This is a genomic window from Lysobacter sp. cf310 (assembly GCF_900114355.1).
GTDB lineage: Bacteria > Pseudomonadota > Gammaproteobacteria > Xanthomonadales > Xanthomonadaceae > Lysobacter.
In genome coordinates this window covers 151,481-170,927 of sequence record NZ_FOSS01000001.1, presented here as the reverse complement: position 1 = coordinate 170,927, position 19,447 = coordinate 151,481, and the positions used below count along the sequence as shown (strand labels likewise).

Here is a 19,447-nt window from a genome sequence, read left to right as displayed (position 1 = left end):
TGCGCATAAGGTCAGTTCGCGGTCTGGGTGTCGGTGGCGACGGGAACGGAGAACGGAATCGTCTCCGGCGATACCGCGCCGCCGGAGATGATGAAACTCATCGCCTGGTCGACGCTCCAATCGGTGGGCGTGATCTTTTCCACCGGCACGATCTCGAGATAGCCCGAGGTCGGGTTGGGCGTGGTCGGCACGTACACCGCCGCGAGTTCGCGGCCGGTGCCCTGTTCCTTGAGCACGCGGGTGACGAAGCCGATCGACTTCATCTCGGTATGCGGGAAGTCGATCAGGACCACGCGCTGGGTGCCGTCGGGCTTGGTCTGCAGGATGTCGAGCAACTGGCGCGCGCTGGAGTAGATGGTGCTGGCCAGCGGGATGCGCTTGATCAGCGCCTCGAAGCCGCGCAGCAGGGTCTGGCCGAACACGCGCCTTGCCATCACGCCCGACAGCAGGATCACGCCCAGCGTGGCGGCCAGGGCCAGCGCGGTGGCGAACCAGCGCTCGGTGAGCCAGCCCAGCGCCTGCGGATTGGTCGCGGCGAGGTTGGCCAGGAGCGGGTCGATCAGCGGCCGGCTGGTGTCGGACAGCAGCACGAACACGAACTTGACCACCACCCAGGTCAGCCAGATCGGCAGCAGGGTGAGCAGACCGGTGAGGAACAGGCGTTGCAGATTGGACATGCGCATGGCGCCAGATTGTAGGCGAGCGCGGGCATGCGCGGCGGTGCCGCGATGGGGGCTTGGGGTCGGCGTGGGCGCGGGCGGTCGTGCGGGGGGGCGACGGGCTGGCGCGAATGGCGCGGCCAGGGGCGTCAGGAGTCGGGCCGGTGTCGTCGGGACGATGGCGCGGCGATGCGGTTCGCCTTTGGCTCACCACCTCCTACGAAGGTCCTAGGGTGCGGTGATAACCACACCGTCGTCCTCGGGCCGGTCGCCGTGCGATGCGGTTCGCCTTTGGCTCACCACATCCTACGAAGGCTGTAGGGTGCGGTGATAACCGCACCGTCGCCATGGGGCTGGTCACCGGGCGATTTTGGCGCATGGCGTGCTACGAGGGGCTTGGCTTGAAGCGGAGCGGCGCTCCGCCGCTGCGCCCTTAGCGTTCGCGCACCAGGCGGAAACCGACGTCGTCGTAACCGCGCGCGGCGGCCAGCGGACGCTGGGCCTGGCCGCTGCGCCAGGAGGCGCCGCTAGCCTGGCGCTGCTGGCAGTCGCGGCCGCAGTCGCGCAGCCACATCGACAGCGCGCGGCCGGGAGTGTCGTTGAGGTTCTCGGCTTCGGCCGCCGACGGCAGGCGGTAGCGCCGGCCGGTCTGCTGGCTGTACCACTGCGCATAGGCCTCGGCGTCGGCCTGCGACACGCAGACCACCGGCTCGCCGTCGCTCTGCTTGAAGCCCGGCGATTCCCAGTTGCGCGGCGCCAGCACACGCAGCAGCGAGGCGCGTTCGCGGCACAGCGCCGGGCTGCGGTTGCTGGCGCTGGCGAAGCGCGCGTACTCGGCGCGGCTGACCGGACGCGGGCTGAGCGCGACGGTGATGCGGCTGTTGTCCTGGATCACGCTGCCGACCGCGACGGTCTCGCCGGGGCGCAGACCGCCGATCGCCTTGGCCTGCGCGATCAGGCGCGCGGAGGTGGCCTTGGGCAGGTCCAGTTCCGCCGCGAGCGCGGCCGAGCGCTGCGCGTCCTCGCGATCGTTGCGCTTGCCGTCCAGTTCGATGCGCGCCTGCAGCGCGGCCGCGGCCTGATCGCGCAACGCGCGCATCGCGGGCGAATCGGCGCTGCCGGTCTGCTGGGCCAGGGTGGTGGCGTTGAGCATGTGTTCGCGTGCGCGCTGGTCGTTGCGCTCGCGCACGGCCACGGCGAGTTGGTCGCCGAGCGCGCGGGTGAGTTCGGTCACGCCCGCGCGCACGTCGGGACTGGTGCTGTCGGCGTGCCAGGCGGTCAGCAGGCTGTTGTAGGCGTTGCCGTCGGCGGGCGCGGTCAGCTTGCCCTGGCGGATGTAGCGGCGCGCCTCCTCCAGCGAACGCTGCAGCGGCGCTTCGGGCAGCGGCGCGAGCATGGCGTCGGTGGGGTCGCCGACCGCCGCGCTGGCGGCGGCGCTGGCCGGCGCGGCGGCGCGCTCGACCCGGAAGAATTCGTCGTCCTGGGCGCTGCTGAGGCCGAAGCCGATCGCGACCACCGCCACCGCGGCCACCGCGACGCCGGCCCACAGCGGCACCGCCCACTGGCGCAAGCGTTGGGCGCGCGGTAGCAGGCGCTTGAGGCTGTGCACGAAACCGCTGCGCTGCACGTCGGCCAGCGCTTCGGTCATTTCGGCCGCGTCCTGGAAACGCTGGCCGGGTTGCTTGGCCAGCGCGCGGTTCATGAAGCGCTGCCAGTGACGCAGGTGCTGCGGCAGTTTGGGAATCGGGTCCTGCGCGTGCATCACCGCCATCGACAGCGCGTCGGCGGCTTCGAAGGGCAGGCGGCCGGTCAGCATTTCCCAGCCCAGCACGCCCAGGCTGTAGAGGTCGGCGCGGCCGTCGACGTCTTCGCCGCGCGCCTGTTCCGGCGCCATGTAGGCGGTGCTGCCCACGGCCAGACCGGCCGCGGTCACGCGCGGGCCGAAGCCGCGGCGCAGGGCGATGCCGAAGTCGGCCAGCAGCGGACGCTCGGCGTCGTCGAACAAGACGTTCTCGGCCTTGACGTCGCGATGCACGACGCCGCGCGCATGCGCGTAATCCAGCGCCGACAACAGGGTTTCCATGATCGCGATCGCGCGCGGCTCGTCCTTGCTCAGATCGCGCTGGCCCAGATGGCCGCGCGCCAGATACGGCATGGCGTAGTAGGGCAGGCCTTCGCGCGTGCGTCCGACTTCGTGGATGACCACGACGTTGGGGTGTTCGAGTCTGGCGATGGTGCGCACTTCGTTTTCGAAGCGGCGGCGGCTGACTTCGTCCGACAGCGCCAACGGCAGCATGACCTTGATCGCGACTTCGCGCGCCAAGCCGATCTGTTCGCCCAGGTACACGGTCGACATGCCGCCGTGATTGATCACGCGGCGCAGGCGATAGCCGGCGATCTCCGGCAACGGCGCTGATTCTTCGTGCGGATTTTGTGTAGACCTGGACATCGCGGCCCCCTGTCGCGAGTGCCCAGCATACGCCGATGCGCGCCGGGACTGACCACACTCACATCACGCAAACTACGTGAAGACGCGCCATCCATTGTCGCGCACGCCTATTGTGCCTCGTCGGAAGCGCAAGGCGACAGGCCACAGCATGGCGGCGGGCGCGCAGACGCCGCGACTGCGTCGGGAATGGACCCACCGCGTCAGAAATAGACCGTGGCCGGTCTTCACATCCTGCCAGCCGACCTGTTGCGCACAGTGCCGGGGTTCAGTCGCGGCCGGGTTTGCGCCGCACGTAGAGCTGTTTGCGCACGCGCGCGACCACGTCGCCGCCGGCGTCGATCACGTCGGTGTCGAACCAGCGCAGGGTTTTTTCGCCGCCGGCGGTGGCCTCGCGCAGTTGCTGCAGCACCTGCTCGTCGAGCGTGAATTCGGCGTGCACCGTGCCGCGTCCGGGCTTCACGAATTCGATCGCGCCGGCCTTGTCCCAGACGATGTAGTCGCGGCCCAGCGCGTTGAGCGTGAGCAACATCCAGAACGGATCGGTCATCGAGAACAGACTGCCGCCGAAGTGGGTGCCGACGTAGTTGCGATTCCACGGCCGCATTCGCAGCTCGACCCGCGCGTGGCGGTAGTCGGCTGCGATCCGGCAGACCCGGATGCCGCTGAACAGGAACGGCGGCCACAGGTTGAGGCCGAGTTTCAGGGTGCTGGCTTTCATGCGCGGTCGTGGCGGGCGGGGGCGTTCAGCCTGCCATACGCATGCGTATAGTCAAGGGCGGGGAGTGAGTTTGGAGGAGTGAGGAGCGAGCGAAAGCGGACGCTCGCTCCCGGGTGAGCGTGCGGCTCAGAACAGCAGCGAGGACATCTTGCGGCGGTAGCGGCCGACCAGATCTTCGTCCTCGACCACGCGGAAGGCGTCGATCAGGGCCTTGCGCGGCAGGCCGTCCTGGTAGGCGCGGTCGCGCCGCAGCATCTCGATGAACTGCTCCAGCGCGGCCTCGGACTGGCCGCCGATCAGGCGGTGCGCGCCGAGCAGGTGGCGTGCGCGCAGGTCGGTCTCGTCGCTGGCGATCGCCGCTTCCAGCACCTCCGGCGCGGGCGCGTCCTTGAGCAGGGCGGCGAAGCCCAGGCGCGCGCGGGCGCGCAGGGCGCGGTCGTCGGTGGCCAGGTTGGCGGGCAGCGCGTCGAGCAGCTGTTCGGCCTCGTGGGCGGCGCCGGTGCGCAGCAGGGCCAGCGCGAGTTCGAGCTTGCGCTCGGCCTGATCGGGCTCGGCCGCGACTTCGGCGCGCAGGCGCAGCACTTCGGCGTGCGGGTCCAGCGCGGGCTCGGCCTCGTCGGCCACGGGTTCCTCGACGGCCGCGGCCGGCTGGATGCCGTGGTGGCTGAGGAATTCGCGCAGCTGGCCTTCGGGCAGGGCGCCCGGGAAGCCATCGACGAGCTGGCCGTCCTTGACCAGGTACACGGTCGGGATCGAGCGGATCTGGAACATGCCGGCCAGTTGCTGCTCGGCGTCCACGTCGACCTTGGCCAGGACGAAGGCGCCGTTGTACTCGCCGGCCAGCTTTTCCAGCAGCGGGCCCAGGGTCTTGCAGGGCTCGCACCAGGCGGCCCAGAAATCGACCAGCACCGGCGTCTGCAGCGAACGCTGCAGGACCTCGGCCTCGAAGCGGTCGGTGGTGGCGTCGAAGACGTGCGGCTGCGGAGCGGAGACGGTCATGGGCGGTCCTGCGTAAACGATCAGCCGGACATGGTGCCAGCCCGGGGCGAATCCAAGACATGTAAAAAATACTTGACATGCTTTGGAGTGAATGTAATGTACAGCGTACATATTGTCTGGTCAGGGGTACACCATGATGACGCGTAGCTGGGGTCTGGCCGGTTTGCTGGCGGTGGCGGGGCTGTCGCTGTGGCTGCTGATCGCCAGCCCCTCGGCGCTGCTGGGCTTCGACGGCGGCAAGCTCGGGGTGGCCCTGTTGGTCACCACGGCCTGGGGCTCGCTGCTATTGCTGCATCGGGTGCCGCGTTCCGAGTTCGAGGGCCGCGCCGCGCTCGGCGAATGGCGGGCCTGGATCGGCCTGGGCTTCATGCTCGTCGCGGTCGCCTATTACCTGGCCAAGGTGCAGGTGTTCCAGGGCGCCGAGCTGTGGCGCAATCCGGAGGCCGGCGCGGTCGGCCGCCATCTGGTCCTGCTGCTGATCGCCTGGGCGGTGCTGTCGCAGGTGCTGAGCTCGCGCTGGCGCGGCGCGGTCGGCGAGGACGAGCGCGATCGCGAGATCGCCCGCCACGCCGCCGACTGGGGCCACGGTGCGCTGATTTTCGGCGTGATCGGAATCGCGGTGACGCTGGGCCTGAGTCCGGCCTCGCGCCTGGCCTGGGCGACGCCGGCGATGGTGTCCAGCCTGCTGGTGTTCGCGCTGATGTGGGGCTGGCTGTGCGAGTACGCGGCCAGCGCGGTCTACTACTGGCGCGATCGGCACTGAGCGCGCGCATGGTCGCCACCCCGATCCGCAACCACATCCGCCGCCTGCGCTTCGAGCGCGGCGAAATGACCCAGCAGGCGCTGGCCGATGCCTGCGGCGTGACCCGCCAGACCATCATCGCGCTGGAGGCCGGACGCTACGCGCCATCGCTGGAACTGGCGTTCCGGATCGCGCGCGCGTTCGAAGTCGGAGTCGAGGACGTATTCGTATGGGAGTTGTCGTGAAAGCCTGGAAAACGATCGCGGCCGCGGCCGCGCTGCTGTCCTTCGTGCTGGCGCTGGCGGGTTTCGGCGCGCTGTTCGACGGCTATGCGCATACCCAGCATCCGGTCGCCTGGCTGGGCGGTTCGGGGGTGCCTTACGCGCGGTGGTTCAACCTGTTCGCGTTCGCGCTGCCGGGCCTGCTCGCCGCGGCGGTGGCGCTGGGGCTGCGCGAAGCGCTGGCCGGCACGCGTTGGAGCGTACGCGTGGGCTCGCAGTTGGTGTTGCTGTCGGCCTTGGCTTTCGCTGCGCAAGGCCTGCTGCCGCTGGACACGCAGGACTTCGACTCCGCGCCCAGCCGCCTGCATGCGACGGTGTGGCTGCTGTGGTGGCTGGCCTTCGCCGCGGGCGCATTCGCGATCGCGCTGGGCAGCCGCAGCCGCGCGCGCCCGGAGCTGCACACGCTGAGCCTGGCCAGCCTGGTCGCCGCGCTGGCGGTGCTGCTGTTCGCGCTGGTGCTGCCCTCGCTGCTGCCGGCGGGCCTGGCCCAGCGCGCGGCGTTCGCGACCTGGCTGCTGTGGTGGCTGGTCGCGGCGCGCGCGCGGGCGGCGCCTCGCTGAGCCTCAGCCGTACTTGAGTTTCAGGCCCAGGATGGTCGCCGCCAGCGCGAAGGTGATCGCGTTGGACACGATCATCGGCCAGGAGTGCAGGGCCAGGCCGTAGCCGAACCAGAAGCCGACCCCGACGGTGAACACCACGTACATGCCCAGCGAGATGCCGCGCGTGTCGCGGCTGCGGATGGTTTTCACCGCCTGCGGCAGGAACGACAGCGTGGTCAGGGTCGCGGCGACGTAACCCATCCATTCCAGATCCATCGCGGCGCTCCCCGTGGTTGCCCGGCCTGGAGGCCGAAGCTAGCGCCTCATGCTAGCCCCGCAGGGGTTTGCAGGGCAGCAGAAAGTCGATGTGATAGTGCTCGTCGTGGCGCACCCAGGCTTGGCCCTGCATGAAGCGGATATGCCGCTTGAGGTAGGCGCCGCGCCGGGTCCGGTACAGCTGCGGCAGGTAGGCCGGTTCGAAGATCACGCGGGAGATGCCGACGCCCTGTTTCGCGGCCGCGACATGCACGGCGTGCAGGTGATCGGCGATCGCCTCGAAATCGATGCGCAGCTCGCCGTAACGCGCCTGGGCGTCGAACTCGATGTCGTAGCCGAACCGGTTGGCGAGGCTGGTGGGCAAGGCGAGCGAGCGTCCGCGTGCGTCCAGCACCGGCACCATGAAATCCACGGCCAGACCGTTCTGATGGGTGCGGTGCGGCTGGATGCGACCGCCCCGGGCCCAGCCGGATTCGCCGTACATGTAGGTGGTCGCGGGGCGCGTGCGTGCGAGCTCCGCATAGGCATCCACGATCGAGCGTCGCACCTTGGCATGCGCGTAGGTGCGCCCCAGTCCCACGCCGACGCTGCTGTAGGGCACGAAGTTGCGGCCCGAGACCGGCAGCTGCACGCCGTGCTCGAGCCGGCCATTGCCCGGCGTGCCGTAGCAGACGCTGTCGGCCGCGCCGGCCCAGGCCGGCGCCAGCGCGAGGATCAGCGCCGCCAGGCGCCGCGACGCGGGCGGCCTCAGTCGGTCGCGCCGGGCTGGCGGTAGACCTTGCCGTCCTTCATCACGAAGTCGACCTTCATCACCGCGTTGATGTCGGCGATCGGGTCGCCGGGCACGGCGACGATGTCGGCGCGCTTGCCGGCTTCGATCACGCCCTGGTCGTCCACGCCCAGCACCTCGGCGGCGCGGATGGTCGCGGCCTGCAGCGCGGTGGCGGCCGGGATGCCGGCTTCGACCATGTAGACGAACTCGCGCGCGTTGTCGCCGTGCGGACCCACGCCCATGTCGGTGCCGAACGCGATCTTGACCCCGCCGTGGTAGGCGCGGCCGGCGGTGTCCTGGATCTGGGCGCCGATGCGCGCGGCCTTGGGGCGCACCACTTCCGGGAAGTAGCCGTCGATCTTGGCCTTCTCGGCGACGAAGCGGCCGGCGTAGATGGTCGGCACGTACCAGGTTCCCTTCTGCTTCATCAGCGACATCACTTCCGGGCTCATGTAGGTGCCGTGCTCGATGCTGGTGACGCCGCCGAGCACCGCGCGCTTCATGCCTTCCTCGCCGTGCGCGTGCGCGGCGACGCGATAGCCGTAGTCCTTGGCGGTGTCGACGATGGCCTTGACCTCCTCGACGGTGAACTGCGGCGCGTCGCCGGACTTGGCGTAGGACAGCACGCCGCCGGTGGCGGTGATCTTGATCACGTCGCTGCCGTCCTTGTAGCGCTGGCGCACGGCCTGGCGCGCGTCGTCGATCGAATTGATCACGCCCTCGGTGGGACCGGGCGGGCCGATCAGGTGCGAGAGCGCGTCGTTGTAGCCGTTGGTGGGATCGGCGTGGCCGCCGGTGGTGGCGATGGACTTGCCCGCGGCCCAGATCCGCGGCCCGTCGACCAGGCCCTGGTTGATCGCGTCGCGCAGGTGCGGACTGACTTCGCCGCCGAGGTCGCGCACGCTGGTGAAGCCGGCCATCAGGGTCTTCTTGGCGAATCCGACCGAGCGGAACGCGAAGTCGACGTCGTCCAGGCGGAAGCCCTCGGAGTAGCTCTGCGGGCTGGACTGCGAGCCCAGGTGCACGTGCAGGTCGGTCCAGCCGGGGGTGCAGGTGTGGCTGCTCAGGTCGATCGCGCGCGCGCCGGCGACCTCGGCGCGGCCGGGCAGCACTTCGGCGACCTTGCCCTCGCGCACGACCACGGTGCGGGCATCGAGCAGCTGGCCGCTGCGCGCGTCGAACAGCTTGCCGCAGTGCAGCGCGGTCGGGGCTTCGGCGGCGGCCAAGGCGGGCGGGGCGAGGAGGGCGGCGAGGACGAACGATACGGCGGCGGACGGACGAGTCATCGTGGATTCCGGCTGTACACGTGAAATTGGGGCGCGCCATACGCTGGCGCACCGGCAGAGAATGCGACCGACTTCGCACATGCCGGTCCGAATGCGGTGACAATCGCCCGCGCGGCCCGGGAATGGGCCGCCGCAGCATGCAAGCGAACCTTTGCGGAAATCAACAGGAGTTCGTCCATGAAACTGACGCTCTGTCTGCTCCTCGCCGTCGTCGCGCTGTTGCCGACCCTGGCCATCGCGGCAAACCAGCCCCTGCTCCTGTGCCCGATCGGGCAAAGGGCGACGCCGGTATACGACAGCAACGGCAAGGTGATTGCCTGGGTGTGCACCAAGCGCTGAATCCTCTGCGCCGGCAAGGCGCGCCGCGGCCGGCTTCGGCCGGCCGCGGCGCATTGCCGGGCGCGATCAGCCGCCGGCGACCACGCGGTCGCGGCCCTCGGCCTTGGCCCGGTACAGCGCGACGTCGGCGATCTCCAGCAATTGCTGCGGCGTTTCGCGGTCGCCGTGGCTGGTGGCGACGCCGATCGAGGTGGTGGCCGGGCCGAAGGTCTTGCGCAGGTGCAGAATCGTGGTGGAGGCGATCGCCTCGCGGATTTCCTCGGCGCGGCGCAGCGCGGTCTCGGCGTCGGCCTCGGGCATGACCACGGTGAACTCTTCGCCGCCGTAGCGGCAGGCGATGTCCTCGTTGCGGGTCATCGCCTCCAGGGTCTGGCCGACCTTGGCCAGCAGCGCGTCGCCGGCGGAATGGCCGTTCTGGTCGTTGAAGCGCTTGAAGTGGTCGATGTCCAGCATCAGCACCGACAGCGGCAGGCCGCGGCGCTGGCAGCGCAGCAGTTCGCGCTGCAGGTTCTCTTCCAGATAGCGGCGGTTGTACAGCCCGGTCATGGCGTCGCGCAGCGATTGCACGCGCAGGGACTCGCGCAACTGCAGGTTCACGATCGCCAGGCTCAGCTGCTCGGCCACGGCCTGGATCAGGCCTTGATCGCTGGGGTCCAGCGGATGCTCGCCGTCGCCGCACAGGTAGAGCAGGCCCAACGAGGTGCTCTGCGCCATCAGCGGCACGCACAGGGTCCAATCGTCGTGCTCGGCGTCCAGCGCGCCCAGGTGGTTGCAGCGCATCGCGGTGTGGCGGGCCTCGACCAGATGGCGCTGCCCGCGGCGCAGGGCCCAGCAGTCGTCGGGGTGCAGCACGTCGTTGCTGGTCACGGCCTCGGCGCCGAAGCGCGCCGCGGTTTCGGCCAGGTTCTGCGAGGCCCGCAGCACGTAGCAGCGGCCGCCGACCTGCGGGATCAGGTCGGCGATCACGTGCGCGGTCATGTCCATCGCCTCCTGCAGGCTCTGGCAGCTTTGCAGCATGCTGGCGTAGCCGCTCAGCGCGCGCCGTTGCTCGGACAGGCGATCGCGCTGGATCAGGGTGGTCTGCAGTTCGTCCAGGGCGCGGCGGGCGTCGCGCTCCAGGGCGCGGCTGCGCCGGTTCTCGCGCATCAGGCCGATCAACAGCAGGCCGAGCAGGATCAGCGGCAGCACGATGCCGGCCACGACCAGGGAGATCAGCAGGTTCGCGCGGTGCTCGGTGCGCTGCAGGCGGGCCTGCAGCAGGCCCGCTTCGCGCTCGCGCACGGTCTGGGCCAGGCTCACGATCCGCTGCATCTGCTCGCTGCCCTGGCCGGTCAGCGAGGCCTCGCGCGCCTTTTCCGCGCCCTCGCGGTTCTGCAGCTCGACCAGGCCCTGGATCTCGTTCAGGCGCTCGAGAATCCGGCGTTCGAGCAGGCGCGTGTCGCGCAGCTGATCGGGGTTGTCGCGGGTCAGGCGGATCAGCTGACCGGCCTCGGCCTGGGCCGCCGGCACCGCGGCCAGGTACTCGGCCTGCAGCGAGGCGCGGCTGGTCAGGCGGTAGCCGCGGGCGCTGGATTCGGCTGAACGGGTCGAGGCCAGCGCCGATTCCAGCGTGGTCATGACCTGGTAGGAGTGATCGACCCAGCGGCTGCTGCTGGCGAAGCTGCGGATGCCCCAGATCGTGGCCACGCCGACCGACATCAGCAGCACGGCGGCCAGAACGAACGCGGGCAGGCGGTAGCGGCGGTTGCTGGGGCGCCGGTGGGGGCGGTCCGTCGACAAGGGCGGGACTCCTGGGGGACGTCGGAAACTATCCCATACGCGGATCGGGGCGCGTCGGATTCGTCCCCGCCATGGCGGGCTTTTGTGCGCTGCGGTAGGCTTTCCGGTCTTTCCTTGCCCTGCCAGACCCCCTCCGTGTCCAGCGACGTCGCATTAGCCCCCACCGACAGCAACGCCTTCGACCCCAAGTCCGTGGAGGCCGCCGCCCAGCGTTACTGGGACGGCACCCGCGCCTTCGAGGTCGACGAGCGCTCCGACAAGCCCAAGTACTACTGCCTGTCGATGCTGCCGTACCCCTCGGGCGCGCTGCACATGGGTCACGTGCGCAACTACACCATCGGCGACGTGATCAGCCGCTACAAGCGCATGACCGGCCACAACGTGCTGCAGCCGATGGGCTGGGACGCGTTCGGTCTGCCGGCCGAGAACGCCGCGATCAAGAACAAGACCGCGCCGGCCAAGTGGACCTACGCCAACATCGAGCACATGAAGGCGCAGCTCAAGACCATGGGCTACGCCATCGACTGGTCGCGCGAGTTCGCGACCTGCCGTCCGGACTACTACGTGCACGAGCAGCGCATGTTCGTGCGCCTGATGAAGCAGGGCCTGGCCTACCGCAAGAACTCGGTGGTCAATTGGGACCCGGTCGATCAGACCGTGCTGGCCAATGAGCAGGTGATCGACGGCCGCGGCTGGCGCACCGGCGCGCTGGTGGAGAAGCGCGAGATCCCGCAGTGGTTCCTCAAGATCACCGCCTACGCGCAGGAGCTGCTGGACGGCCTGGACGCGCTGCCGGGCTGGCCGGATGCGGTCAAGACCATGCAGCGCAACTGGATCGGCCGCAGCGAGGGTCTGGAGATCCGCTTCGACGTGCGCGACGAGGCCGGCCACGCGGTCGAGCCGCTGACCGTGTTCACCACCCGTCCCGACACCCTGATGGGCGTGACCTACGTGTCGATCGCCGGCGAGCATCCGCTGGCGCTGCAGGCCGCGCAGAGCGATCCGGACCTGGCCGCGTTCCTGGCCGACCTCAAGCGCGGCGGCGTCACCGAAGCCGAGCTGGAGACCCAGGAAAAGCGCGGCATGGACACCGGCCTGCGCGCGCTGCATCCGGTCACCGGCGAGGAGTTGCCGGTGTACGTGGCCAACTTCGTGCTGATGAACTACGGCACCGGCGCGGTCATGGCCGTGCCCGGCCACGATCAGCGCGATCACGAATTCGCCCTGCGCTACGCGCTGCCGATCAAGATGGTGATCGTGCCCGACGAAGTGCGCGACGCGCTGGACGAAATCGGCCGCCACGTCGCCCGCCACGACGACCCGATGCGCAGCGCGCTGGGCGAGGCGGGCGCGGTCGACGTCTACGACACCGGCGCCGCGGTGCAGGTGGTCGAGGACTTCCAGCGTCGCATCGCCGAGGAAAGCGCCTACACCGAGCGCGGTTGGCTGGTGAACTCAGGCGACTTCGACGGCATGGATTTTCAGCAGGCCCTGGACGCGATCGCCGCCCGCTACGGCGACGACGGCCGGGTCGTGCGCCGGGTCAACTACCGCCTGCGCGACTGGGGCGTGAGCCGCCAGCGCTATTGGGGCTGTCCGATTCCGGTGATCTTGTGCCCGCGCTGCGGCGACGTGCCGGTGCCGGAGGATCAGCTGCCGGTGGTGCTGCCCGAAGACGTGGAATTCAGCGGCGTGGCCTCGCCGATCAAGTCCGACCCGCAGTGGCGCAAGACCACCTGCCCGAGCTGCGGCGGCGATGCCGAGCGCGAAACCGACACCTTCGATACCTTCATGGAATCGAGTTGGTACTACGCGCGCTACACCTCGCCGGGCGCGGCCGCGCAGGTCGACGAGCGCGCCAAGTACTGGACCCCGGTGGATCAGTACATCGGCGGCATCGAGCACGCGATCCTGCACCTGATGTACTTCCGCTTCTATCACAAGCTCATGCGCGACCAGGGCCTGGTCGACAGCGACGAGCCGGCGGTCAACCTGATGACGCAGGGCATGGTGATCGCGGAAACCTTCTACCGCGGCCCGAAGGGCTCGGAGGACTGGTTCAATCCGGCCGACGTGGACGTGATCCGCGACGAGCGCGGCCGCATCACCGGCGCGACGCTCAAGGCCGATGGCCAGCCCGTCGAGATCGGCGGCACCGAGAAGATGTCGAAGTCGAAGAACAACGGCGTCGATCCGCAGCTGATGGTGGGCAAGTACGGCGCCGACACCGTGCGCCTGTTCTCGATGTTCGCCGCGCCGCCGGAGCAGTCGCTGGAGTGGAACGAGGCCGGCGTCGAAGGCATGGCGCGCTTCCTGCGCCGGCTGTGGACCATGGTGCACAAGCACGTCGCCGACGGCCCCGCGCCGGCGCTGGACCTGGCCACGCTGGACGCCGCGCAGAAGACCCTGCGCCGCCAGCTGCACGAGACCATCCAGAAGGTCGGCGACGACTACGGCCGCCGCCACAGTTTCAACACCGCGATCGCCGCGGTGATGGAACTGCTGAACCATCTGTCCAAGTTCGACGATGCCAGCGCCAACGGCCGCGCCCTGCGCCAGGAAGCGCTGGCGGCGGCGGTGCTGCTGCTCAATCCGATCACCCCGCACGCCAGCCACGCGCTGTGGCAGGTCCTGGGCCACGCCGAGACCCTGCTGGAGGATCTGAGCTTCCCGCAGGCCGATCGCTCGGCGCTGCAGCGCGACGCGGTGACGCTGGCGGTGCAGGTCAACGGCAAGCTGCGCGGCACCATCGAGGTCGCGGTCAACGTCGCCAAGGAAGACGCCGAACGCCTGGCCCTGGCCGAGCCGAACGTGCTCAAGTACCTGGAAGGCCTGACCGTGCGCAAAGTGATCGTGGTGCCGGGCAAGATCGTCAACATCGTCGCGAGCTGAGCCCGCGCGCATATCCCGCTCCGGCCAGCGGGCATGGCCCGCTGGCGTTCGGTCGCGCAGCAAGCTGCGGTTCGTAAACGCACGCCTTCACCCTATTCAAAGGGGAAGCGAAGCCGCGCGAGCAATCGGCTGATCCGCCTTTGCTGTTCCCCCCTTGGAAAAGCGGAAGCGAAGCCGAGCGAGCAATCGGCGGTTCCGCCTTTGTCGTTCCCCCCTTTGGAAAAGGGGGGCAGGGGGGATTTGCTACTCGCAACCCCTGAAGCCTCGTTCAGCCCAAGTCCGCCCCGCTATTGATGCGCGCGGCCCGCTCGTCCAGACTTCGCGCATGACCCGTCGTCCGTTCATCGCCGCCGCTACGGCTGCCCTCGTGCTGGCCTTGTCGGCTTGCGGTTTCCAATTGCGTAGCGCGCTGACGCTGCCGCCGGACCTGGGTCCGGTGCGCGTGGTGTCGGTGGACCGCTACAGTCCGCTGGCCGAATCGCTGGCCACCGCGCTGACCCGCGCAGGCGCGGTACCGGCCACGCCGGAGACCGAATCGGCGGCGGTGCTGGACCTGCTGTCCGAGCGCTGGGGCGATACCCCGGTCGCGCTGGACCAGCTTGGCCGTACCCAGGAATACAGCCTGCGCTACGCGGTGATCTTCGAGCTGCGCAAGGCCGACGGCACTGCCCTGGTGCCGCGCCAGACCGTCGAACTCTCGCGCGACTACGTCTCCAACCCGGTCAACTCGCTGGGCACCGAAGGCGAGCGCGAAGTCCTGCAGCGCGAAATGCGCCGCGAAATGAGCGCCTCGGTGCTGCGCCGCATCGACGCGGTGGTGAAGAAGGTCGACGGCGGCGCCGCCGCGCCCAGCGCCCGCCGCGAACGTCCGATCGCCACCGATGCCGCGCAGGCGGCGATGGAAGCGGCCGAATCGGTCGCGCCGCAAGCCCCCGCGAAGACCGAACCGGCACCGCCCAAGCCGCGCTGACGATGGAGCTCAAGCCGGAACAGCTGGCGACCCAAGTCGCGTCCGAGCCGCTGCGTCCCGCCTACCTGATCGCCGGCCCCGAGCCGCTGCGCGTGCTCGAAGCCGCCGACGCCGTGCGCGCCGCCGCGCGCCAGCAGGGCATCGCCGAGCGCGAAGTGTTCGAAGCCGAAGGCAATCAGCGCGAACCGGATTGGAACGCGCTCGAAGCCAGTTTCCGCGCGCCCAGCCTGTTCGCCAGCCGGCGCCTGGTCGAGCTGCGCCTGCCTACCGGCAAGCCCGGCAAGGACGGCGCCGAAGTCATTTCCGGTTTCTGCGCCGACCCGCCGCAGGACGTGTGCCTGCTGGTGACGTGCGGGGAGTGGAGCAAGCAGCACGGCGGCAAGTGGAGCGAGGCGATCGGCCGGGTCGGCCGGGTCGCGATCGCCTGGCAGATCAAGCCGCACGAACTGCCCGAATGGATCGAGCGCCGCCTGCGCGCGCGCGGCCTGCGCGCCGACCGCGATGCGGTGCAGAGCCTGGCCGACCGCGTCGAGGGCAACCTGCTCGCGGCCGCGCAGGAAGTCGACAAACTGGCCCTGCTGTCGGACGGCGAGAGCATCGATCTGGCGCGCATGGAATCCCTGGTCGCCGACGCCGCGCGTTACGACGTGTTCCGGGTGGTCGATGCGGCCATGAACGGGCAGGGCGCACAGGTCTCGCGCATGCTCGCCGGCCTGCGCGCCGAAGGCGAAGCGGTGCCGGCGCTGCTGGGCATGGTGGTGATCGAGTTGCAGCGCGGCGCCGCGCTCGCGCGCGTGAACGCACGCGGCGGCAACCTGGCGGCGGAGTTCAAGGCCCAGCGCGTGTGGGATTCCAAACAGCCGATGTACCGGCGCGCCTTGCAGCGCCACGACGCGCGGCGCTGGGACGTGTTCGTCGCTCAGGCCGGTCGCGTCGACCGCATGGCCAAGGGCCGCGAGGCCGGCGATGCCTGGGTCGCGCTGGAGCGCCTGCTGCTGGCCGTGGCCGAACCGCGCGCGGCGCGCCTGCTGACCGCGGGCAGCGCGTGAGCCGCCACGTTCCGCGCAGTTGCGCGGCGGTCGCGACGGCGGCGGCATGAGCCTGTTGGTCTTCTACGGCGGCACCTTCGATCCGATCCACGACGGTCACCTGGCGATCGCGCGCGCCGCGCGCGACGCCCTGGACGCCACGGTGCGCCTGATGCCCGCGGCCGATCCGCCGCATCGCGCGCCGCCGGGCGCGAACGCGGCCCAGCGCGCGCGCATGCTCGACCTGGCGGTCGCCGGCGAGCCTGGTCTGGTCGTGGATACGCGCGAGCTCGCGCGCGCCGGCCGTTCCTACACCGTCGAAACCCTGCGCGAACTGCGCGCCCAGATCGGCGCGGACGCGCCGGTCGCGCTGCTGGTGGGCGCCGACAGCTTCCTGGGCCTGCCGCAGTGGCGCGAATGGCAGGCTTTGTTCGATCTGGCCCATTTCGTGGTCGCCCAGCGCCCCGGCAGCCCGCTGGAACAGGGCCTGGCCCCGGAACTGAGCGCCCGGATCGCCGGCCGCGAGGCCGCCGGCGCGGACGCCCTGCGGCGCGCTCCGGCCGGCCTGGTGCTGCGCCTGAACCAGCCCCTGCACACCGAATCGGCCAGTCAGGTGCGCCAGCGCATCGCCGCCGGCCAGCCCTGGCAGGACCTGGTCCCGGCGCCGGTGGCGGTCTATATCGAGCGCCATGGCCTGTACGCGGGACAGGCCGGGGCCGGCGCTCCGCTATAATCTCCTGGCAAACCTCCGCGAGCCCCCCAGAGTCCTTTCCTTGACCAGCCAAGCCCACGTCATCAAGACCCGCATGCCGACCCCGCCCCCGTCCACCGACGCGCTGTTGAGCACGGTGCGCGCCGCGGTCGAGGAGCTCAAAGCCAAGGACGTCGTCGAGATCGATGTGCGCGGCAAGAGCAGCGTCACCGACTACATGGTCGTCGCCTCGGGCACCTCGACCCGCCACGTCAAGTCGATCGCCGACGAAGTGGTCAAATTCGCCAAGAACCTCGACGTCATGCCCTTGGGCGTGGAAGGCGAGCGCGAGGCCGAATGGGTGCTGGTCGACCTCGGCGACGTGGTCGTGCACGTGATGTTGCCGCGCGTGCGCGAGTTCTACGCGCTGGAGCGCCTGTGGACGGTCGGCGATCAGCCGCCCAGCTACGACGACGAATTGGAGACGGACGAGGAAGATCGGCTGTAAGCCGTTCTTCGTTCGCAACAGACGACGGCGCCCATGGGCGCCGTTTTCGTTTGCGCGATGGCGTAAGAGCAAATCCCCCTCAATCCCCCTTTTTCAAAGGGGGAGGCCGGTTCTCATTTGCGAGGGGAAAGTTGTTCCCTCCTTTGAAAAAGGGGGGCTAGGGGGGATTTGCTTCGAGTCGCGACAAGCCTCTACAACGGCCCACGCTCCCAAGGCCCCGTGATCGCCACCGTGATCCCCGGCGTCTGCATGTTCACGAACAAGGTGCGCGCGAACGGATCCCAGCAGGCGCCGCAGAACTCGGTGTCGCGGTAGTCGCCTTCGGGCACCGTCTTGCCGGCATCGGCGATCTGCTGCGAGGTCAGGGCGACGTTGTTCTTGGCGAAGTAGAAGGATTCTCCGGCCCGGGTCAGGCCGATCAGGCGTGCGCCGGGGCCGTACTCGTCCGGGCTCTCGCCGCCGTCCTCGCACAGGATCACGCCGCCGCGCGCGCTCACGCTGATGTTGTCGGGATTGTGCGCGGCCAGTTGGTTGCCGCTCACGAACAAGGCGCGCAGACGCTGGCTGGCCAAGTCCAGCACCCACACCGCGCCGTTGCCGCGGCCTTTGCGGCCCTGGGCGTCGACGCCGGTGCTGGTGTCGACGATGAACATCTTGCCGTAGCTGTACCAGATGCCTTCGCCGCGGCTCATGCGCAGCGCGCCTTCGCTCCAGGCCTGGGCGAAGGTGCCGCTCAGGGTTTCGCCGGCGGAGATATCGGGGTAGCCGGCGGGCGCGGCGATCGAGTCCAGATCCGGATCGGGCACATCCACCCATTCCAAGGCGTACTCGGTGCCGATGCTGGCGACGGTGAGGTCGGCGTTGCGGCGTCCGCGCACGCGCGCCGCCTGCAGACGGCCGCCGTGCTCCAGCGAGCCGTAGCGGCCGGCGCGGTCGTTGGGGATGAAGCGGTAGAGGCCGGCCTTGTTGCGGTCGTCCTCGGTGAGATAAACGATGCCGGTGCGCGGATCGATCGCGACCGCCTCGTGGCTGAAACGGCCCAGGCCGATCAGGGGCCGGCCGCTGGTGCGCTCGCTGCGCGGATCGACCTCGAACACGTAGCCGTGCTTGCGGCCGGTGCTGGAGACCGCGTCGCTCTTGATCTCCTCGCAGCTCAGCCAGGTGCCCCACGGGGTCGGGCCGCCCGCGCAGTTGACCAGGGTGCCGCCCAGGCTGGGTTCCAGGCTGCCCCATTCGCCGTTGCGGTAGCTCAGGGTGGTGGTGCCGCCGCCGGCATGCTGGCCACCGCCGAGGTCGCCGGTGTCGTACATGCCCGGGGCCTGGATCGGGCTGGCGGCGCCGCGCTCGTGATTGCGGATCAGCACGTATTCCGGGCCGTGCGGACGGAAGCGCTCGGCGCCGCCGCCATGCGGACGGCGCCGGCCCGGGCGCACGCTCACCACCGCCATGCCGTCGTGGCGGTCGGGGCAGGGCTGGCCGTCGTCCATGCGGTCGCCGCTCCAACCGAAGGAGCGGTAGCTGAAGCCGCGCGGCAGCTGCAGCAGCGGCAGTCCGGTGCTGCGGTCGGCCACCGGGGCGAGCGGGCCGTAGCGGCTGGGGATGGGGGCAAGCCGGGTCGGGTCGTGGGCGGCGAGCGCTTGGCGCGAGTACAAAGCGCCTAGCGAGCCCATCGCGCCGATCGCCATCGCGGCGGCGCTGCCCTTGAGGACCTGGCGGCGGGAGGGATCGAAAGCATCCATGGTGCGGCTCCTGCTGGCTGGGGGAGCCTGCACGCTAGGTCGGCGCGGTAACCGTTCGATGACACCTCGGCGACATCGCGTCTGAATGCGACGCAGACGGCGTTTAGTCCGTGCCTGCGTCGCGGACCGCTACCATGTGGCGATGAAAGCGAAACTCATCGCCGTCGGCGAACGCGCGCCGCGCTGGGTCGCCGAAGGCTTCGGCGAGTACCAGAAGCGGCTCTCGCACTGGCTGCCGCTGGACCTGGTCGAAATCGAACCCGGCCTGCGCGGCAAGGGCCGCGACGCCGCGCGCGCGACCGCCGACGAAGGCGCGCGCGTGATCGCAGCCTTGCCCAAGAGCGCCTGCGTGGTCGCGCTGGAAGGGCGCGGGCGGCTGTGGACCTCGGAGCAACTGGCGCAGCGCCTGGAACATTGGCGCGGGCAGGGGCGCGATCTCGCGTTCCTGATCGGCGGCCCCGAAGGCCACGCGCCGGAGGTGCTGGCGCGCGCGGACGAGCAATGGTCGCTGGGGCCGTTGACCCTGCCGCATATGCTGGTGCGGCTGGTCGCGGCCGAGCAGCTGTATCGCGCGGCGGCGCTGCTGGCGAATCATCCGTATCACCGCGCTTGAGCGTGCGCTCGGCTGTTGGCCGCGTGCCGTCGCGCCGTCTCGTTACGCGTCTCACCTCTTTGCTTGTCTCCCCTCTTTGCAAAGAGGGGCCGGGGGAGATTTGCTTTTCGCTTCTTTGGGGGCGGGGCAAAAGCAAATCCCCCCTAGCCCCCCTTTTTCAAAGGGGG

Annotated in this window: 19 protein-coding genes; 10 read left to right on the top strand and 9 right to left on the bottom strand. The window is 69.9% G+C overall.

From position 1 onward, the window contains the following. Positions 1-11: 11 nt before the first annotated feature. The 4 genes from BMZ45_RS00740 to trxA form a co-directional block, all read right to left on the bottom strand. Positions 12-683, bottom strand: coding sequence for a DUF502 domain-containing protein (locus BMZ45_RS00740; protein WP_091631368.1), 672 nt, complete (start codon positions 681-683; stop codon positions 12-14). Between the two features lie 409 nt (positions 684-1,092). After that, a complete protein-coding gene (locus BMZ45_RS00735) occupies positions 1,093-3,066 on the bottom strand; it encodes a bifunctional serine/threonine-protein kinase/formylglycine-generating enzyme family protein (RefSeq protein WP_175488878.1) in 1,974 nt (657 codons plus the stop codon). A gap of 307 nt (positions 3,067-3,373) precedes the next feature. Further along, positions 3,374-3,826: a DUF4442 domain-containing protein gene (locus BMZ45_RS00730; RefSeq protein ID WP_091631364.1), complete on the bottom strand. Its 453-nt coding sequence runs from the start codon at positions 3,824-3,826 to the stop codon at positions 3,374-3,376. 126 nt (positions 3,827-3,952) lie between these two features. Next, positions 3,953-4,825 (bottom strand): thioredoxin, encoded by an 873-nt coding sequence (gene trxA, locus BMZ45_RS00725; protein ID WP_091631362.1) that lies wholly within the window; start codon positions 4,823-4,825, stop codon positions 3,953-3,955. A 133-nt stretch (positions 4,826-4,958) separates the two neighbouring features. Here trxA and BMZ45_RS00720 point away from each other — a divergent pair, with 133 nt between their 5' ends. From BMZ45_RS00720 to BMZ45_RS00710, 3 genes are read left to right on the top strand one after another with little or no spacing between them, the layout of a single operon-like run. Continuing rightward, positions 4,959-5,588 (top strand): hypothetical protein, encoded by a 630-nt coding sequence (locus BMZ45_RS00720; protein WP_091631360.1) that lies wholly within the window; start codon positions 4,959-4,961, stop codon positions 5,586-5,588. 23 nt (positions 5,589-5,611) lie between these two features. Next, complete coding sequence (locus BMZ45_RS00715; protein WP_343124200.1) at positions 5,612-5,812, top strand: helix-turn-helix transcriptional regulator; 201 nt, start codon at positions 5,612-5,614, stop codon at positions 5,810-5,812. After that, positions 5,809-6,408, top strand: a complete 600-nt coding sequence (locus BMZ45_RS00710) for a DUF998 domain-containing protein (protein ID WP_343124193.1) — start codon at positions 5,809-5,811, stop codon at positions 6,406-6,408. The genes BMZ45_RS00715 and BMZ45_RS00710 overlap by 4 nt, the downstream gene beginning before the upstream one ends. Before the next feature lie 3 nt (positions 6,409-6,411). Here BMZ45_RS00710 and BMZ45_RS00705 read toward each other — a convergent pair whose 3' ends face one another. From BMZ45_RS00705 to BMZ45_RS00695, 3 genes are all read right to left on the bottom strand, one after another. Further along, on the bottom strand, positions 6,412-6,663 hold the full coding sequence (locus BMZ45_RS00705; protein ID WP_091631356.1) for a SemiSWEET transporter: 252 nt from the start codon (positions 6,661-6,663) through the stop codon (positions 6,412-6,414). Between the two features lie 52 nt (positions 6,664-6,715). Further along, positions 6,716-7,294 (bottom strand): penicillin-insensitive murein endopeptidase, encoded by a 579-nt coding sequence (locus BMZ45_RS00700; protein WP_217643129.1) that lies wholly within the window; start codon positions 7,292-7,294, stop codon positions 6,716-6,718. Positions 7,295-7,410: 116 nt separating this feature from the next. After that, complete coding sequence (locus BMZ45_RS00695; protein ID WP_091631355.1) at positions 7,411-8,721, bottom strand: metal-dependent hydrolase family protein; 1,311 nt, start codon at positions 8,719-8,721, stop codon at positions 7,411-7,413. Between the two features lie 177 nt (positions 8,722-8,898). Here BMZ45_RS00695 and BMZ45_RS21460 point away from each other — a divergent pair, with 177 nt between their 5' ends. Further along, complete coding sequence (locus BMZ45_RS21460) at positions 8,899-9,060, top strand: hypothetical protein (RefSeq protein WP_175488877.1); 162 nt, start codon at positions 8,899-8,901, stop codon at positions 9,058-9,060. 66 nt (positions 9,061-9,126) lie between these two features. Here the strand turns inward: BMZ45_RS21460 and BMZ45_RS00690 are convergent, their stop codons facing one another. Continuing rightward, positions 9,127-10,839 (bottom strand): sensor domain-containing diguanylate cyclase, encoded by a 1,713-nt coding sequence (locus BMZ45_RS00690; RefSeq protein ID WP_091631353.1) that lies wholly within the window; start codon positions 10,837-10,839, stop codon positions 9,127-9,129. Positions 10,840-10,974: 135 nt separating this feature from the next. On the opposite strand from BMZ45_RS00690, the gene leuS reads away from it, so the two are divergent. The 5 genes from leuS (at position 10,975) to rsfS (ending at position 16,928) form a co-directional block, all read left to right on the top strand. Beyond that, on the top strand, positions 10,975-13,731 hold the full coding sequence (leuS, locus tag BMZ45_RS00685) for a leucine--tRNA ligase (RefSeq protein ID WP_091631351.1): 2,757 nt from the start codon (positions 10,975-10,977) through the stop codon (positions 13,729-13,731). Positions 13,732-14,056: 325 nt separating this feature from the next. Then, positions 14,057-14,701, top strand: coding sequence for an LPS-assembly lipoprotein LptE (gene lptE / locus BMZ45_RS00680; protein WP_091631349.1), 645 nt, complete (start codon positions 14,057-14,059; stop codon positions 14,699-14,701). 2 nt (positions 14,702-14,703) lie between these two features. After that, positions 14,704-15,750, top strand: coding sequence for a DNA polymerase III subunit delta (gene holA / locus BMZ45_RS00675; RefSeq protein ID WP_091631348.1), 1,047 nt, complete (start codon positions 14,704-14,706; stop codon positions 15,748-15,750). Positions 15,751-15,796: 46 nt separating this feature from the next. Next, positions 15,797-16,462, top strand: coding sequence for a nicotinate-nucleotide adenylyltransferase (nadD, locus tag BMZ45_RS00670; protein WP_091633910.1), 666 nt, complete (start codon positions 15,797-15,799; stop codon positions 16,460-16,462). A 40-nt stretch (positions 16,463-16,502) separates the two neighbouring features. Further along, positions 16,503-16,928: a ribosome silencing factor gene (rsfS, locus tag BMZ45_RS00665; RefSeq protein WP_056176203.1), complete on the top strand. Its 426-nt coding sequence runs from the start codon at positions 16,503-16,505 to the stop codon at positions 16,926-16,928. 191 nt (positions 16,929-17,119) lie between these two features. Here the strand turns inward: rsfS and BMZ45_RS00660 are convergent, their stop codons facing one another. Next, a complete protein-coding gene (locus tag BMZ45_RS00660; protein ID WP_091631346.1) occupies positions 17,120-18,667 on the bottom strand; it encodes an alkaline phosphatase PhoX in 1,548 nt (515 codons plus the stop codon). A gap of 142 nt (positions 18,668-18,809) precedes the next feature. On the opposite strand from BMZ45_RS00660, the gene rlmH reads away from it, so the two are divergent. Continuing rightward, on the top strand, positions 18,810-19,280 hold the full coding sequence (gene rlmH, locus BMZ45_RS00655) for a 23S rRNA (pseudouridine(1915)-N(3))-methyltransferase RlmH (protein WP_091631345.1): 471 nt from the start codon (positions 18,810-18,812) through the stop codon (positions 19,278-19,280). The last annotated feature ends 167 nt before the right edge of the window (positions 19,281-19,447 follow it).

Excerpts from the sequence above, each read along its gene's own strand:
- BMZ45_RS00705 (WP_091631356.1), bottom strand. The coding sequence starts at position 6,663 with ATGGATCTGGAATGGATGGGTTACGTCGCCGCGACCCTGACCACGCTG.
- BMZ45_RS00740 (WP_091631368.1), bottom strand. The coding sequence starts at position 683 with ATGCGCATGTCCAATCTGCAACGCCTGTTCCTCACCGGTCTGCTCACC.
- nadD (WP_091633910.1), top strand. The coding sequence starts at position 15,797 with ATGAGCCTGTTGGTCTTCTACGGCGGCACCTTCGATCCGATCCACGAC.
- BMZ45_RS00695 (WP_091631355.1), bottom strand. The coding sequence starts at position 8,721 with ATGACTCGTCCGTCCGCCGCCGTATCGTTCGTCCTCGCCGCCCTCCTC.
- BMZ45_RS00660 (WP_091631346.1), bottom strand. The coding sequence starts at position 18,667 with ATGGATGCTTTCGATCCCTCCCGCCGCCAGGTCCTCAAGGGCAGCGCC.
- rlmH (WP_091631345.1), top strand. The coding sequence starts at position 18,810 with ATGAAAGCGAAACTCATCGCCGTCGGCGAACGCGCGCCGCGCTGGGTC.
- holA (WP_091631348.1), top strand. The coding sequence starts at position 14,704 with ATGGAGCTCAAGCCGGAACAGCTGGCGACCCAAGTCGCGTCCGAGCCG.
- trxA (WP_091631362.1), bottom strand. The coding sequence starts at position 4,825 with ATGACCGTCTCCGCTCCGCAGCCGCACGTCTTCGACGCCACCACCGAC.
- BMZ45_RS00720 (WP_091631360.1), top strand. The coding sequence starts at position 4,959 with ATGATGACGCGTAGCTGGGGTCTGGCCGGTTTGCTGGCGGTGGCGGGG.
- BMZ45_RS00730 (WP_091631364.1), bottom strand. The coding sequence starts at position 3,826 with ATGAAAGCCAGCACCCTGAAACTCGGCCTCAACCTGTGGCCGCCGTTC.
- lptE (WP_091631349.1), top strand. The coding sequence starts at position 14,057 with ATGACCCGTCGTCCGTTCATCGCCGCCGCTACGGCTGCCCTCGTGCTG.
- BMZ45_RS21460 (WP_175488877.1), top strand. The coding sequence starts at position 8,899 with ATGAAACTGACGCTCTGTCTGCTCCTCGCCGTCGTCGCGCTGTTGCCG.